This window comes from Yoonia sp. F2084L, assembly GCF_023015625.1.
Lineage (GTDB): Bacteria > Pseudomonadota > Alphaproteobacteria > Rhodobacterales > Rhodobacteraceae > Yoonia.
Genome location: NZ_JALKAH010000002.1, coordinates 503750 through 517768, shown reverse-complemented (window position 1 = coordinate 517768; position 14019 = coordinate 503750). Strand labels below are relative to the sequence as shown.

Below are 14019 nucleotides of genomic sequence, written 5' to 3'. Positions count from 1 at the left end.
GTTCGGCCTGGCGGTAATGCCGGGCCACCTTACACAAACCCGCGCGCCCACAACACAAACAGCAGCAAGACACCCGTTGCCAGCAAAGCAAAGGCAATCGAGGCCACGAGGTTCAGCGCAGCATCACGCCGTTGTGCGGCCATATCCACACTTTGCAGATAGGCCAAGACGCGGCGACGCGCCTGCCGGGCCTTGGCCATGTCCACCATGCGAGCCAGCTTTGGATTGTCCGCCAACCCAACGGCCTGCGCCAGAAAGGTGGCGTCCCGCCGCACCGCACGGGGCAACAAGCGCCCCGCCTTGCGGACCTGTGCATCCAACGTCCGCCCCCGCACGCGCAACTTGTCTGCCAGCGCGTCACGAACCTCATCCACCATCTGTTGCAGCGTCATCCCCATGAGGCCCCCGGTAATTGGTTGGGGCAATATGCTCAATCCCTCTGGCCCCCGACGCCGCGGTTGGCTACCAACAGATGCATGTTGAACACGGTGACATATGACGGGCCTGCGGGCACCCCGCTATTGATCGCGCATGGGCTCTTTGGGTCCGCGCGCAATTGGGGAGTGATCGCGAAACGGTTGTCGGCCACGCAGCCTGTGATCACGGTTGATATGCGCAATCATGGGGGCAGCGATTGGGCGGATAGCCACAGCTACCCCGATTTAGCGACTGACCTAGCTGAGGTCATCGACAGGCCAACAGACGTACTCGGACACTCGATGGGAGGCAAAGCCGCGATGGTGCTGGCGCTGCAAAACCCGTCGCTGGTGAACCGGTTGATTGTCGCAGATATCGCCCCTGTCACCTATAGCCACAGCCAGATGGGGCCGATTGAGGCGATGCGGCGGGTTGATTTGACAGCCGTGGAAAGCCGGGCCGACGCCAAGGCGCAACTGGGTGATCTGGAACCCGGGGTCGCAGATTTCCTACTGCAAAGCCTTGATATGAAAGACCGAAAGTGGCGGCTAAATCTGGATGTGCTGAGCATCGAGATGGACAAGATCATCGGATTTCCGCAGGTCTCAGGCCAATTCGACGGCCCCACACTGTTCTTGTCAGGCGGCACATCGGACTACGTACAACGCGACGCGCGCCCCCAAATCAAAACCCTTTTCCCCAATGCAAAATTCGCCAAAATCCCCGGCGCAGGCCACTGGCTGCACGCCGAAAGGCCGCGTGAGTTCGCGGCGGCAGTAAGCGCTTTTTTGGGCTGAAAAGGCAAAGCCTTGTGCGCTAGGCTGCCGCCGAACATCGCGATGCAAAGAGGTTCACCCACGATCCGTATCGCCCTTGTCCTTTCCATTCTTGGCCTTGCCGCCTGTGAAACCGTCCAAGGGATCGGGCGCGGCGATTGATAACGCGCTGTAGGGTGGGTGAAACCCACGCGCATTGAACCGATATTTTTGCGCGTGGGTTTCACCCACCCTACGCATTATTAACCATCTTTCGTCATAGTGGCGGCATGTCGCGCTATCGTCGTCTTTATGTGCCGGGTGGTACCTATTTCTTCACGGTCACGCTCGCGGACCGGTCGGCAACGACGCTGGTGGATGAGATTGACCTTCTTAGGTCGGTTTATGCGTCTGTGGCGCGCGAACATCCAATCAGCTGTGACGCCATGGTGATCCTGCCGGACCACATCCATGCAGTGTGGACGTTACCGCCGGGGGACGCGGATTTCTCGGTCCGTTGGAAAAAGATCAAGGGGCGGTTTTCACAAGCTTGCCGGGCAACGGGTGCGCCATCGCCCAGCAAAGTGGCGCGCGGTGAAAAGGGCATTTGGCAACGGCGGTATTGGGAGCACGCGATCCGGGACGCCAGTGATTTTCAGGCGCATGTGGATTATTGTCGGTGGAACCCGGTGAAACACGGTTTGGTTAAGCGACCGGAAGATTGGCCGTATTCGAGTTTCCGTAGGGTGGGTGAAACCCACGCGTAAACGGTCCGGGTTTGGGTGACGCGTGGGTTTCACCCACCCTACGTTCCTTTATTGAGAAACCCCTCGGACGGTAGCAACGCCTCAAGCATAGACAGTGCGGCAACCTGAAATGTGAATAAATCTTCGAAAACTGTAGGATTCAGCGGCGTCCAAGAGTCTTCTTCAAAGAAGTAAATCTTCGGAGAAAAGGTACCAAGTCGCCTTTGATCACCCATTATTCTTGAAAGATCATCGAACCTTTTTTCGACTAAAGCTGTAGAATAAGCTGCTTGAAGCCGTTTGTTCTTTTCTGCGTCTTCTATCGAGTGTTCTGCCGCCGGCACGTAAGGCGGAATTCGGTGTGCGTACGGATGCCTCATTACGTTCTTTATTCGACGAAACCATCCGGTAAAGCCGGATATATTCGAGTAGCCCTCGATCAATCCGATTGCATCCCAGTATTTTCTTGAAAACAAATCAGCGTCTTTTTCCGAGTAGTGCTTCGGCTGAAAAACACGATGGCTTGCCATTGAAAGGGCATCAAAAAATGCTGGAATACTAACATAGAATATCATCAAAGCATCGCTAAGACGGCCATGTTCCTCTTCAGAGCAAACCTCGCTTCGCGCAGGATATGATACATCCGCAATGACATTCATTGCTGCATAGATAGATGCTAGGCGTCTTGATGCCCCATACTGTAGCACCAAACGGGCAGCTTCATTTTGGACCTCAAGGATGGTCGGAACAAAAGACGTTTGAAAGGAAACAAGTACGGGATGAAAATTCTCGTGCTGAAGTCGAATTTTCTCGGCAGATAATTCGCTTGCAGTAAGGTCACGGTATTTGTCCCACCAAATGCTTTCTTCCAGGTTGTCCCAAAGCAATTCGCGCGCATCGGCCAATGCCCTCTGTCTTCCAAGCAGAAATACATCACTCATCCATCTTCAAAGCCGAAATAAACGCTTCCTGCGGGATATCCACCTTGCCAAACTGCCGCATCTTTTTCTTACCGGCCTTCTGCGTGCTCAAGAGCATCCCCCTACCCCTTCTCACACAGAAAAATCACATCCCCCCGGGCAACCCCATAGGTCACCGCTTCTTGCCCTGTTGCGACGATTGTTGTCAGTTTGAACCCCGCCGCCGCGATCCGTGTCGTGGCGTCCCAGCCGAAGTAGCGCACGTGGTCGCTTTGTCCGAAGTGCTTGTGTCGGTCGGCCTCCGTTTTCACGTCCGGGTTTTCATAGCTTTCGGGCCATGACGCGATCAGGGGGAAGGTCAGAATGGCTTGCCCGCCGGGCCGCAGGATACGGTAGAGTTCCGGCAGCGCCTTGGCATCATCCACATGTTCCAGCACGTGATTGCACATGATCGTGTCGTAGGACGCATCGGGCAGGTCAATCGCCTCGATATTCAGCGCAAGGTCGGCGACGCCTGCCAACAACTCGGCCGTTGTGTAGCTGGACCCCAGCCCCTGCAACAGCTTGCGCATCTGCCGTTCGGGGGCAAAGTGCAGGATATCCCCCCAGGTCCGGTGCGCGTTGTCACGAAACCACAACCCGATATGGCGGTGCCGTTCCAGCGCGCCACATTGCGCGCAGGCCGCATCAAGACGGATGGCAACGGTTCCAAAGCGCGGTTTGAACGGCCCTTCGTAGCCGCAAAGCGGGCAGGTGTAATCCTGACGATCCGAAGGTTCCCGTCCCAGCCGCGCCAGTTTCAGCGACAGTTTGCGCAGTCTTTTGCGCAGCTTGGGGGGCGGGACCATTGTCATATTCTAGCTGTCCATTTTCAGGGCGGAGATAAATGCTTCCTGCGGGATATCAACTTTACCGAACTGCCGCATCTTCTTCTTACCGGCCTTCTGCTTGTCCAGCAGTTTGCGTTTCCGTGTGGCGTCCCCGCCGTAGCACTTCGCGGTCACGTCCTTGCGCAGTGCCGAGAGCGTCTCGCGGGCGATCACCTTGCCGCCAATCGCCGCCTGGATCGGGATTTTGAACATGTGGCGCGGGATCAGGTCTTTGAGCTTTTCGACCATCGCCCTGCCGCGCGCCTCAGCCCGGTCGCGGTGCACCATCATCGACAGCGCATCGACGGGTTCGTCATTCACCAGCACCGACATTTTCACCAGATTGTCCTGCTGATACCCCGTCATCTGATAATCAAAGGACGCATAGCCCTTGGTCACCGATTTCAGCCGGTCGTAGAAGTCGAACACCACCTCGTTCAGCGGCAGATCATAGACCACCATCGCGCGCGATCCTGCATAGGTCAGGTCCAGCTGTACGCCGCGCCGGTCCTGGCACAGCTTCAGCACATCGCCCAGGTATTCATCGGGCACAAGGATCGTGGCCTTGATCCGCGGTTCCTCCAGGTGGTCCACATGCGTCAGGTCGGGCATGTCGGCGGGGTTGTGCAGTTCGATCATCTCACCATCGCGCATGTAGACGTGGTAGACGACCGAGGGGGCGGTCGTGATCAGGTCGATGTCATATTCCCGCTCGATCCGGTCACGGATGACTTCGAGGTGCAAAAGCCCGAGGAAGCCGCAGCGGAAGCCGAAGCCCAGCGCCGCCGATGTCTCCATCTCGTGACTGAAGGACGCATCGTTGAGCGCGAGTTTTTCAATCGCATCGCGCAGGTCTTCGAATTCGGAACTGTCGACGGGGAAGAGCCCGCAGAAGACCACGGGTTGCGCGGGCTTAAAGCCGTCCAGCGCCACTTCGGTTCCTTTACGTTCCGACGTGATCGTATCCCCTACCCGCGTGTCGCGCACCTGTTTGATGGAGGCGGTGATGAACCCGATCTCGCCCGGTCCCAATTCGGCCACGTCCTGCATTTGCGGGCGGAACACCCCGATCTTGTCGATCCCGTGGACCGTCCCGTTGGACATGAATTTGACGCGGTCGTTTTTCTTCATCACCCCGTCGATGACGCGCACCAGCACGATGACGCCAAGGTAGCTGTCGTACCAGCTATCCACCAGCATCGCTTTCAGCGGCGCATCGCGGTCGCCCTTGGGCGCAGGCAGCAGGTTGACGATGGCTTCCAGCGTCTCATGGATGCCGATGCCGGTTTTGGCACTGACCCGAATGGCCCCGGATGCGTCGATCCCGATCACATCTTCGATTTGTTCCGCCACACGGTCACATTCTGACGCAGGCAGGTCGATCTTGTTCAGGACGGGGACGATTTCGTGATCCGCATCAATGGCCTGATAAACATTAGCCAGCGTCTGCGCCTCGACCCCTTGGGTGCTGTCAACAACCAGCAAGGACCCTTCGACGGCGCGCATGGAGCGCGACACCTCATAGGCGAAATCGACGTGACCGGGGGTGTCGATGAGGTTGAGGATATAGGCCTCACCGTTGTCAGCTGTGTAATCAATGCGCACGGTGTTCGCTTTGATGGTAATGCCGCGCTCACGCTCGATATCCATACTATCAAGCAATTGCGCCTTCATGTCGCGATCGGCCACCGTGTTGGTGGACTGGATCAGCCGGTCAGCAAGCGTCGATTTACCGTGGTCGATATGCGCCACGATCGAGAAATTGCGGATATGCGAGAGGTCTGTCATAGCAGGGATATGTAGGGGTTTTGAGGGGCGGTCAAGTGGGATGGTGAGGCAGCAAAACTGTACGACGTTACGCGGCCGGCTATCGATGCGGCGTTCCGCACGTTACATGGCGTCAGCCCTCACCCTTCCTCGATTTACACCTCTTGTCTCAGTCCCAATTCAACGGCTTTGCAAGTTGCTGCAGCAGTATAGTTGCAGGTTGATGTCTGAGATCCGCTATGCTCTGACTTATCTCTGCAGAACAAAGCCCTGTCGCGGCAGCTTCTGAAACATAGCGTTCATAATTGGGCCGAAACTCTTTTATCACTTCCATACACCTGTCAGGCCCCAAGCCATCACCACGGCATTGATGCGTCGCAATCCTGTCTAACCTCACAAATTCGCAAACGAGATCGGCGGGCATACTGTCGACGACCCGGACATCCGGATCGCCGGGGTTTCTGGTATAATGCGTAGTAGCCAAGCGATCGATCAAGTAAAATAGTGTTTTTTCAATAGTATAGACGTCATAATCGCTGTAGTAGAGCGCATTCTGAAAATACGGCATCGCGCGGTTGGAAAGCACTTCTTCGATGTCATTTGAATAACTGCTGGCAACGCTAAGCCAAATGTCTGGATCAAACGGACGGGCCACGGCTAAGCGTGACCGCAAAATACGGTACGCATCACTCCTGGACTCGTCCAAATGCTCATTTATGTTCATTTGCAGCACCCGTGGCTCACGCAACAAGACACGAATAAGCTGCGGATTGAATGGGTCATGCTCGATTTCTTTACGGGCTTCGGCCATCAGCCGCTGTGCCAAGTCAGTCAAAATCCGTTGCGGTTCCGGCCCACGCACATCAAATGATTGCATAAACCGTTCTGCAACCTCGTAGTCAGTCTGACCCGCACCTGTCAGATAATCTTGAACAACCGCGATATCATGTGCCGCGCGCCGTTCATATGCGCCAGCGGTAACGCGGTAGGCCCAAGCGTAAGCGATTGAGGGATGCGTTCGATCCCTAATGTTTTGCCATATTCGTGGAAGCTCTCCGCCCCGCCACCCAGAGGCATAAGACAGTTGAACGACACAGATATCGACGTCATAATCGGGGTCAGGCACTTTTTCAGCATGGGTTTCACACAGCAGCCTTACGTCTTCCAGACCACGACCGCCCCAACCAGGTTCGGCAAATCCTGCTGCGCGTTCAAGGGATCCCAAATTTGGCGTTGTTTCCATGACTTTCGCGACCACAACAAGATAAGCAAGGCGCGGAACCATTTTGGTTGCGGGCTGCAATCTAAAAATTGCATCACTTGCTGGCACATAATCCGGCGCAGCTTGATAGGCTATCATGGCATGCTCGGCAGCAGCATTTTGATACTCTGAAAACAATGCCAGCGCATCGCGCGGTTTTTGTCTTGCGGGACCGCTACCGCGTATGTTCCAGCCGGTCGTTCTGTACTGAAAAGCGCGCACCGCATTTGCATAAGGCGACTGAGGATAAGCAACTAGCCATTGATTAATCGTTTCAAAAAAGGTCGGATGACTTGTTGCTATCGCCGAAACAAGATCGCGCAGTTCATCAAACTCAAGTTCACCTGTCAGCGACTGTTCGTGCGCTTGCGCGAAAGCAGCCTCCAGCGCTTCGAAATTGCCATCATATGAAAATGCCCGAATATCATCCGCGCGACTTTGCGACATGACACAGACTGGTAGCAAAACAAACAGCAAAGCAAAGCCTAGAAATCGCATTGAAAACAATCCTTAGTTGAATGTTGGTCTATACCACCATCTGGGCATTCTTATTTCAAGACAAGGGTTGCCACGCTTGCAGAAAGTCATTTGTCTAATTGCAACATCCCCCTCTCCCCGCCATACTCTCCCCGTGGGGCATAACCTAACGTGGATCATCCGGGACAAACCCGGAGGTCGGGCAGAGGATAGGCGAATGCGGTATTTTCTATTGGCAGGTGCTTTGGCATCAGTTGCCGCCTGTGGCGGTGGTAGCCGGGGCGCGACAGGTGACATCAGCCGTGCCTGTATTGACGCGGATCGCCGTGCGGCCTCGCCAGCACTGTGTTCGTGTATTCAGCAAGTCGCGAACCAGACCCTGTCGAACAGTGATCAGGCCCGCGCTGTCACATTCTTTGAAAACCCGCAACTGGCGCAGGACACCCGCCAGTCTGACCGTCGCGGGGATGAGCGGTTCTGGGACCGCTATAGGTCCTTCACCGATCTGGCGTCCGAGATATGTCAGCCAGTAGACGTCTAGCCGCCACCTCAATCATGTCCAGCGCCCCTTCGAAGTCGCGCGTGTAATAGGGATCAGGGACGTCCTGATCCGCCATTAACTGCACAGGCGTGGTATTCCCCGCAGGCCGCAGCCTTTCGATATCTGCCTTGTTTTGTTGGTCCATCGCGACAATCAGGTCGAAGGTGTCAAAGTCAGCCCGGCTGAACTGGCGTGCGCGCAGGCTGCTGAAGTCGATATCCCTTGCCGCTGCAGCTTCTTGCATCGGCCCATAAGGCGCGTCCCCCACATGCCAGCCTCCAGTGCCCGCACTGTCCAGCGTCAGGTCTGGCGCGAGGCTGCGCATTACCCCTTCCGCAGCGGGCGACCGGCAGATATTTCCAAGACAGACAAAGACAATCCGCATCAGCGCAGCACTCCGCGTCTGGTCATCGCCCGCGCATATATCCAAAGCAGGATCAGGATAACCGGGATCGCAACCGTGAATGCAATCGCGGCGGGTCCAGCGGCGGCCACCATGCCGCCCCCTTCTGCGATGCCGTATGTGTAGACCGACGATCCAATCAACCCGAGCAGCGACAGCGCGAAAGCCGATCCCGCAAACCGCGACCGCAGTAGCAGCAACAGTGATCCGATGACCGAAAACCACACGCCCAGCGCCCAGGTGACCCCAAACCACATCGGCGCGTCCTGCAACATCGTTAGCCGTTCGGGGGGCTGCGCCGCCAGATATTCAGGCGCGTTGGTGCGTGTCATGACGTAATCAACCGCCCCGCCTGCATTCCACAATAGCGATAGAACCCCGACAACCCAAAGATGGATAGGTGTTTTGGTCATGGTCTTTCCTCCCCTTCAATTGCTGACATGCTACCAAATGTTGCGGGGCCCCGCCACTTTGGCTTGCTGTGGTGCCACTTTCGCGGTCAAAGTGACGCTCATGAAAATTGCGATCCTTACAGGGGCCGGGGTGTCGGCCGAAAGCGGACTTGGGACCTTTCGCGACAAAGACGGGTTGTGGACCCGTTATGACCTCAACGAGGTCGCAACCCCCGAAGGTTTTGCCCGCAATCCTGCACTGGTCCACGATTTCTACAATGCCCGCCGCGCTAATTGTGCAGGGGCCACGCCCAATGCCGCGCATACTGCACTGGCGCAACTGGCCCAAAGCGCACATGAGGTGACGCTGATTACCCAGAATGTCGACGATCTGCACGCTCGCGCGGGATCGCCGGATGTGATCCATATGCATGGCCAACTGATGCGCGCCCTTTGCGCTGTTTGCGCGGCCCGATGGGATGCACCTTTAAAGATGGACCCCGCTGATGCCTGCCCGTCCTGCGGCCAAGCCGCGACTCGCCCCGACATCGTCTGGTTTGGCGAAGTGCCTTACGCGATGGATACGATCATGGACGCAGTGGGGACGGCCGACCTCTTTGTCGCCATTGGCACTTCGGCTGAGGTTTATCCTGCGGCTGGTCTTGTGGAACTGGCCAAAGGACAGACGCTTGAGATCAATCTGGAGCCTTCCGCTCGCGCAAATGCCTTCGATGATCACCTGTTTGGCCCCGCAACCAAGGTCGTGCCAGCATGGGTCGCCACGCTATGCTAGGGGCTGGACCTTTGGCTGTCGCCCGATAAGAAGGGTGCCATGAGCAAGACCACAGATATCGCGACACTGGCCGAAGGTGTACAAGCAGGCGATCGCCGGGCTTTGGCGCGCGCGATCACGCTGGTTGAAAGCGGGCGCGCAGATCATCGCGACGATGCGCTGGCGCTGCTGGACAGGCTTGGAACAGACAAACAGGCTTTGCGCATAGGTCTGTCGGGCACGCCCGGTGTCGGCAAGTCCACCTTCATTGAAAGCTTTGGTCTGATGCTGACCGGCTTGGGCAAACGTGTCGCCGTGCTGGCGGTTGATCCGTCATCGGCCCGCTCTGGAGGCTCAATTCTGGGTGACAAAACCCGGATGGATTACTTAGCGCGCGATCCCAATGCCTTCATCCGGCCCTCACCCAGTCAAACGCAACTGGGCGGCGTGGCACGACGTTCGCGCGAGGCTGTGGCGCTTTGCGAGGCGGCGGGCTTTGATGTGGTATTGATTGAGACCGTAGGCGTAGGCCAGTCCGAAACCGTGGTCGCGCAAATGGCGGACCTCTTTGTGCTTTTGCTGGCCCCTGCGGGCGGGGATGAGCTGCAAGGTGTCAAGCGTGGCATCATGGAGATGGCCGACTTGATCTTGGTGAACAAGGCCGATGGTGATCTGAAACCGCAAGCGACCCGGACCTGTGCGGATTATGCGGGTGCCTTGCGCTTGCTGCGCAAACGGGCGCAAGATCCTGATGGGTTTCCCAAGGCGATGACCATCTCGGCACTTGAGGTAGAGGGTTTGCAAAGCGCTTGGGACGAGATGATGACGCTAACCGATTGGCGGCACAAAAACGGCATCTGGAACGCGAACCGCGAGGCGCAGGCAAGCTATTGGTTCGCGCAAGATGTCCGTAACGGGTTGCTGGCACTCCTGTTGGAAGACCCACAAACAGCAGAACGGATGAGGGCAGCCCAAGAAGACGTGAAAACAGGCCGCGTGACCTCTGCGGCAGCGGCAGCGCAGGTGCTGGGACCTTTGCGGGATCGGTTGGCGTAGGGTGGATCAGGGCAACTCTGGCGATGGCATGGCGTGGCTGCGCGGCGCGGTAGATCGCCAAGACCTCGCCGCGTTGGACAAACTCGGCACAAATAGACAAAGGCCAGGTGTGCGCATCCCGCTTGATCAGTCTGCCACTGACGCGCTTTCACCTGTGACCCGTCTCATTCAAAATCTTGATCGCGACATGGTGCCAGTGCGACTAATCGCCTTTGACAAGACGCCCGAAACGAACTGGGTGCTGCCTTGGCATCAAGACCGGGTCATCGCGGTCGATGCAAAGCATGATGTGTCTGGCTTCCACAATTGGTCCCGCAAACACGGTGTCTGGCATTGCGAACCACCAATTTCGCTTCTCAAGCACATGTTGTTTGTTCGCGTCCACCTTGATGACAGCGGGGCAGAAACCGGCGCAATGGAGATCGCCGCTGGCAGCCAAAATGCGGGCCGCGTGCCTGCCGAAGACGCAGAGACCGTTGCCAACTCCTATGCGCATCACATTTGCACGGCGCAGCGCTGCGACATTCTGGTTTTGAACATGCTGACACTGCACCGTTCATTCCCTGCCGCTATGCCAACGACCCGCAGAGTGCTTCGTATTGATTACGCTGCGGCAGACTTGCCCACACCACTTGTTTGGGCAAAATGATCGGTGTGGCAGAGGCAAACCGGGTTGACGGGATCAAGGAATCCGCCTATCTCGCGCTGATCTTATTCATGACCCTGCGGATGCGGGGTTTTAACCCCGTATCAAACGGATGTGCCATCACCGGGTGGCTGACGTCCAAAAGACAAGGAAAACGCCCATGTCACGCCGTTGCGAACTGACTGGAAAAGGCCCAATGTCTGGCAACAATGTCAGCCACGCCAAAAACCGCACCCGCCGCCGCTTTTTGCCAAACCTGCAGGACGTGACATTAATGTCCGACGTGCTGGGCCGGTCTTTCAAATTCAAAATTTCCAATGCTGCCCTACGCACTGTTGATCACCGCGGTGGTCTGGATGCGTTCATGGCCAAAGCCAAGGAAGCTGAGCTTTCTGACGATGCATTGAAGGTCAAGAAAGAGATTGCCAAGGCAACTGCTGCTTAAGCAATCCACCGTTCAGCAAGATTTAGGCCCGGTCGCTTTCAAAGCGGTCGGGCCTTTTGTTGGCGGGGGGTGGACAGATGTCCACCTTACATGCCGCCTACGTAAGGTGGTGTCTTGACCCACCTTATGGCAAAGCTGCCTTATGACCGCTTTGCCTATTGATCCAATTCTGCCTGCCTTGATGACTGCCCTGGCCGATCACCGTCGCGCCGTTCTGCAGGCCCCGCCGGGTGCGGGCAAGACAACGCGTGTCCCGCTTGCTATGCTGGATGCGGGGCTGACCACAGGCAAAATCATCATGCTGGAACCCCGCCGCCTTGCTGCCCGCGCCGCAGCAGAACGGTTGGCCGAAGGTTTGGGTGAAAAACCGGGCCAGACTGTCGGCTACCGCATGCGTGGCGACAACAAACCCGGACAGCGGATTGAGGTCGTCACCGAGGGCATTCTGACCCGCATGATCCAGTCAGACCCTGAACTGACCGGCGTGGGTGCTGTGATCTTTGACGAATTCCACGAACGTTCTCTCAATGCCGATCTGGGGTTGGCGCTGGCATGGGAAGCCCGTACTGTCCTGCGCCCCGATCTGATCGTGCTGGTAATGTCCGCAACGCTTGATGCCGAACCGGTCGCGGCCATGCTGGACGCCGCGCCGGTGGTGACGTCAGAGGGGCGATCCTATCCGGTTACAACTCATTATCTTGATCGCGCATTGCCAAAAACCCAACGGCTTGAACAAGCGACCGCTGATCTGGTGCTGGAGGCTGTCGGCAATACCACAGGCGGCGTCTTGGTCTTCCTGCCCGGTGAGGGCGAAATTCGCCGGACTGCGGCAAGTCTAGAAGGCCGTTTGCCTGAGGGCTGCACCATCCGCCCCCTTTATGGCGCTTTGTCCTTTGCCGAGCAACGCAAGGCGATCAGCCCGGTCGCATCAGGGCGCAAGATTGTGCTTTCAACCTCGATCGCTGAAACCTCGCTGACGATCGAGGACATCCGCGTCGTCGTTGATGCGGGCTGCGCTAGGCGCGCGCGGTTCGATCCCGGCTCTGGCATGTCCCGGCTGGTGACCGAAAGGGTCAGCAAAGCCGAAGCCACCCAGCGCGCAGGCCGCGCAGGTCGCGTGGCGCCGGGGGATGCGTTTTGCCTGTGGACCAAGGGCGAACATGGTGCGCTACCCGCCTTTGCCCCCGCCGAAATTGAGGCTGCTGATCTGGCTGGTCTTGCATTGGAGTTAGCGACGTGGGGCAGCGATGATCTGGCGTTTCTGACACCACCCCCGACTGGCGCATTAGTCGAAGCGCGAGCCCTGCTGCACGGTTTGGGAGCATTGGATGCGGAAGGGCACATCACATCACACGGGCGCGCCTTGGCCGCCCTGCCCTTGCACCCACGACTGGCCCATATGTTGCAAACGGCGGGCAAAAGTGCAGCACCATTGGCCGCACTCTTGTCCGCACGCGATCCGCTGCGCGGCGCACCGGTTGATTTGAGCTTACGCATTGCGGCGCTTCGAGGTCGCTATGAAGGCCCCGGCGAAAGGCATCATGCGGCCATTGCACAGATCAAGACAGAAGTGCCCCGTCTGGCCAAAGGCCTGAGTGACGGGCCACTGCTAAGCCTTGGGCAACAAGCCGCTCTTGCTTACCCTGATCGCATCGGGCTGCGCCGCAAAGGCGATGATCCACGCTATGTTCTGTCAGGCGGCAAAGGGGCAGTTATGAATGCCGTCGACCCGATGGCCGGTTCGCGGTTGATCGTGGCGACCGACCTGGATGGCGACCCCCGTGAGGCCCGGATCAGGCAGGCGGCAACTCTTACCGAACGGGAATTGCGCGAAATCTTTGCCGATCAGATCGCATGGGTCGATACTTGTGAATGGTCCAAGCGGGAACGCCGGGTGTTGACCCGGCAGCAGGAACGCTTTGGAACACTGGCCTTGGACGATCGGCAATGGTCTGATGCGCCGGCAGAGGCGGTCACGACTGCAATGCTGGAGGGCGTGCGGCAATTGGGCTTGCGACCTTCGCCTGCAGCACAGCGGTTTCGTGCGCGCGTGGCTTTGGTTGATGGCTTACCGCGCATGGATGACGCAAGCCTCATGGATGACTTGGAAACTTGGCTCTCACCGCATCTGGAGGGCGTGCGCAGTGCGGAGGATTGGAAACGGTTTGATATCTTGCCGGCCCTGCACGCGATGTTGGATTGGAACCAATCACAGCAGTTGGATCGCGCGGCCCCTGCGCATTTCGTGACCCCTCTCGGCCGCAAGATCCCAATTGATTATGAGGGCGAGGCACCAGAAATCACCCTGCGCCTGCAGGAAATGTTTGGCGTGACCAAACACCCGGTTGTCGGGCGTACACCGCTGCGTGTGACCTTGCTATCGCCGGGACAAAAGCCAGTACAGGTGACACAGGACATTGTCGGGTTTTGGGCCACATCCTATGCTGACGTCCGGCGTGACATGCGGGGCCGCTACCCGCGTCATCCCTGGCCCGAGGACCCGACTCAGGCCGACCCTACGCTACGGGCGAAACCCCGCGGCACCTAAGCTT

Annotated in this window: 16 protein-coding genes; 8 read left to right on the top strand and 8 right to left on the bottom strand. The window is 57.7% G+C overall.

The features are described 5' to 3' along the window. Positions 1-29 precede the first annotated feature (29 nt). Positions 30-392, bottom strand: coding sequence for a hypothetical protein (locus MWU60_RS08115; RefSeq protein ID WP_247226741.1), 363 nt, complete (start codon positions 390-392; stop codon positions 30-32). A gap of 84 nt (positions 393-476) precedes the next feature. Between MWU60_RS08115 and MWU60_RS08110 the strand changes: the two genes are divergently transcribed. Together MWU60_RS08110 and MWU60_RS08105 are read left to right on the top strand one after the other, a co-directional pair. Continuing rightward, positions 477-1214 carry an alpha/beta fold hydrolase gene (locus MWU60_RS08110; protein WP_247226740.1) on the top strand — a complete coding sequence of 246 codons (738 nt, stop codon included), beginning with the start codon at positions 477-479 and terminating at the stop codon, positions 1212-1214. A gap of 248 nt (positions 1215-1462) precedes the next feature. Further along, positions 1463-1939 (top strand): transposase, encoded by a 477-nt coding sequence (locus MWU60_RS08105; RefSeq protein WP_247226739.1) that lies wholly within the window; start codon positions 1463-1465, stop codon positions 1937-1939. 38 nt (positions 1940-1977) lie between these two features. Here the strand turns inward: MWU60_RS08105 and MWU60_RS08100 are convergent, their stop codons facing one another. The 5 genes from MWU60_RS08100 to MWU60_RS08080 all read right to left on the bottom strand — a co-directional run bounded on the left by MWU60_RS08100 (position 1978) and on the right by MWU60_RS08080 (position 7233). Beyond that, positions 1978-2859, bottom strand: a complete 882-nt coding sequence (locus MWU60_RS08100) for a hypothetical protein (RefSeq protein WP_247226738.1) — start codon at positions 2857-2859, stop codon at positions 1978-1980. Continuing rightward, complete coding sequence (locus MWU60_RS08095) at positions 2852-2950, bottom strand: hypothetical protein (protein ID WP_247226737.1); 99 nt, start codon at positions 2948-2950, stop codon at positions 2852-2854. Before MWU60_RS08095 ends, MWU60_RS08100 begins: the two co-directional genes overlap by 8 nt. Before the next feature lie 10 nt (positions 2951-2960). Next, entirely contained in the window at positions 2961-3692 is a 732-nt protein-coding gene (locus tag MWU60_RS08090; protein ID WP_247226736.1) for a class I SAM-dependent methyltransferase, read from the bottom strand. 3 nt (positions 3693-3695) lie between these two features. Next, positions 3696-5495, bottom strand: a complete 1800-nt coding sequence (gene lepA / locus MWU60_RS08085; protein WP_247226735.1) for a translation elongation factor 4 — start codon at positions 5493-5495, stop codon at positions 3696-3698. A gap of 148 nt (positions 5496-5643) precedes the next feature. Next, positions 5644-7233, bottom strand: a complete 1590-nt coding sequence (locus MWU60_RS08080) for a DUF4034 domain-containing protein (protein ID WP_247226734.1) — start codon at positions 7231-7233, stop codon at positions 5644-5646. 196 nt (positions 7234-7429) lie between these two features. Here MWU60_RS08080 and MWU60_RS08075 point away from each other — a divergent pair, with 196 nt between their 5' ends. Continuing rightward, complete coding sequence (locus MWU60_RS08075; RefSeq protein ID WP_247226733.1) at positions 7430-7753, top strand: arginine transporter; 324 nt, start codon at positions 7430-7432, stop codon at positions 7751-7753. On the opposite strand, the gene MWU60_RS08070 is transcribed toward MWU60_RS08075, so the two are convergent. Then, positions 7710-8138, bottom strand: coding sequence for a low molecular weight protein-tyrosine-phosphatase (locus MWU60_RS08070; protein ID WP_247226732.1), 429 nt, complete (start codon positions 8136-8138; stop codon positions 7710-7712). The two genes, MWU60_RS08075 and MWU60_RS08070, sit on opposite strands and share 44 nt — an antisense overlap. Continuing rightward, positions 8138-8569, bottom strand: a complete 432-nt coding sequence (locus MWU60_RS08065; protein ID WP_247226731.1) for a hypothetical protein — start codon at positions 8567-8569, stop codon at positions 8138-8140. Before MWU60_RS08065 ends, MWU60_RS08070 begins: the two co-directional genes overlap by 1 nt. 100 nt (positions 8570-8669) lie before the next feature. Between MWU60_RS08065 and MWU60_RS08060 the strand changes: the two genes are divergently transcribed. The 5 genes from MWU60_RS08060 to hrpB all read left to right on the top strand — a co-directional run bounded on the left by MWU60_RS08060 (position 8670) and on the right by hrpB (position 14015). Further along, positions 8670-9341 (top strand): NAD-dependent deacylase, encoded by a 672-nt coding sequence (locus tag MWU60_RS08060; protein WP_247226730.1) that lies wholly within the window; start codon positions 8670-8672, stop codon positions 9339-9341. A gap of 39 nt (positions 9342-9380) precedes the next feature. Further along, on the top strand, positions 9381-10376 hold the full coding sequence (gene meaB, locus MWU60_RS08055) for a methylmalonyl Co-A mutase-associated GTPase MeaB (RefSeq protein WP_247226729.1): 996 nt from the start codon (positions 9381-9383) through the stop codon (positions 10374-10376). A 1-nt stretch (position 10377) separates the two neighbouring features. Then, positions 10378-11025: a phytanoyl-CoA dioxygenase family protein gene (locus MWU60_RS08050; RefSeq protein WP_247226728.1), complete on the top strand. Its 648-nt coding sequence runs from the start codon at positions 10378-10380 to the stop codon at positions 11023-11025. Between the two features lie 157 nt (positions 11026-11182). After that, positions 11183-11467, top strand: coding sequence for a 50S ribosomal protein L28 (rpmB, locus tag MWU60_RS08045; RefSeq protein WP_247226727.1), 285 nt, complete (start codon positions 11183-11185; stop codon positions 11465-11467). A gap of 142 nt (positions 11468-11609) precedes the next feature. Continuing rightward, on the top strand, positions 11610-14015 hold the full coding sequence (gene hrpB / locus MWU60_RS08040; protein ID WP_247226726.1) for an ATP-dependent helicase HrpB: 2406 nt from the start codon (positions 11610-11612) through the stop codon (positions 14013-14015). Positions 14016-14019 lie beyond the last annotated feature (4 nt).

Bases quoted from the DNA above. Each gene is read 5' to 3' on its own strand.
- rpmB (WP_247226727.1), top strand. From the start codon at position 11,183: ATGTCACGCCGTTGCGAACTGACTGGAAAAGGCCCAATGTCTGGCAAC.
- MWU60_RS08110 (WP_247226740.1), top strand. From the start codon at position 477: ATGTTGAACACGGTGACATATGACGGGCCTGCGGGCACCCCGCTATTG.
- MWU60_RS08105 (WP_247226739.1), top strand. From the start codon at position 1,463: ATGTCGCGCTATCGTCGTCTTTATGTGCCGGGTGGTACCTATTTCTTC.
- MWU60_RS08080 (WP_247226734.1), bottom strand. From the start codon at position 7,233: ATGCGATTTCTAGGCTTTGCTTTGCTGTTTGTTTTGCTACCAGTCTGT.
- meaB (WP_247226729.1), top strand. From the start codon at position 9,381: ATGAGCAAGACCACAGATATCGCGACACTGGCCGAAGGTGTACAAGCA.
- MWU60_RS08075 (WP_247226733.1), top strand. From the start codon at position 7,430: ATGCGGTATTTTCTATTGGCAGGTGCTTTGGCATCAGTTGCCGCCTGT.
- hrpB (WP_247226726.1), top strand. From the start codon at position 11,610: ATGACCGCTTTGCCTATTGATCCAATTCTGCCTGCCTTGATGACTGCC.
- MWU60_RS08100 (WP_247226738.1), bottom strand. From the start codon at position 2,859: ATGAGTGATGTATTTCTGCTTGGAAGACAGAGGGCATTGGCCGATGCG.
- MWU60_RS08060 (WP_247226730.1), top strand. From the start codon at position 8,670: ATGAAAATTGCGATCCTTACAGGGGCCGGGGTGTCGGCCGAAAGCGGA.
- lepA (WP_247226735.1), bottom strand. From the start codon at position 5,495: ATGACAGACCTCTCGCATATCCGCAATTTCTCGATCGTGGCGCATATC.
- MWU60_RS08070 (WP_247226732.1), bottom strand. From the start codon at position 8,138: ATGCGGATTGTCTTTGTCTGTCTTGGAAATATCTGCCGGTCGCCCGCT.
- MWU60_RS08065 (WP_247226731.1), bottom strand. From the start codon at position 8,569: ATGACCAAAACACCTATCCATCTTTGGGTTGTCGGGGTTCTATCGCTA.
- MWU60_RS08115 (WP_247226741.1), bottom strand. From the start codon at position 392: ATGACGCTGCAACAGATGGTGGATGAGGTTCGTGACGCGCTGGCAGAC.
- MWU60_RS08090 (WP_247226736.1), bottom strand. From the start codon at position 3,692: ATGACAATGGTCCCGCCCCCCAAGCTGCGCAAAAGACTGCGCAAACTG.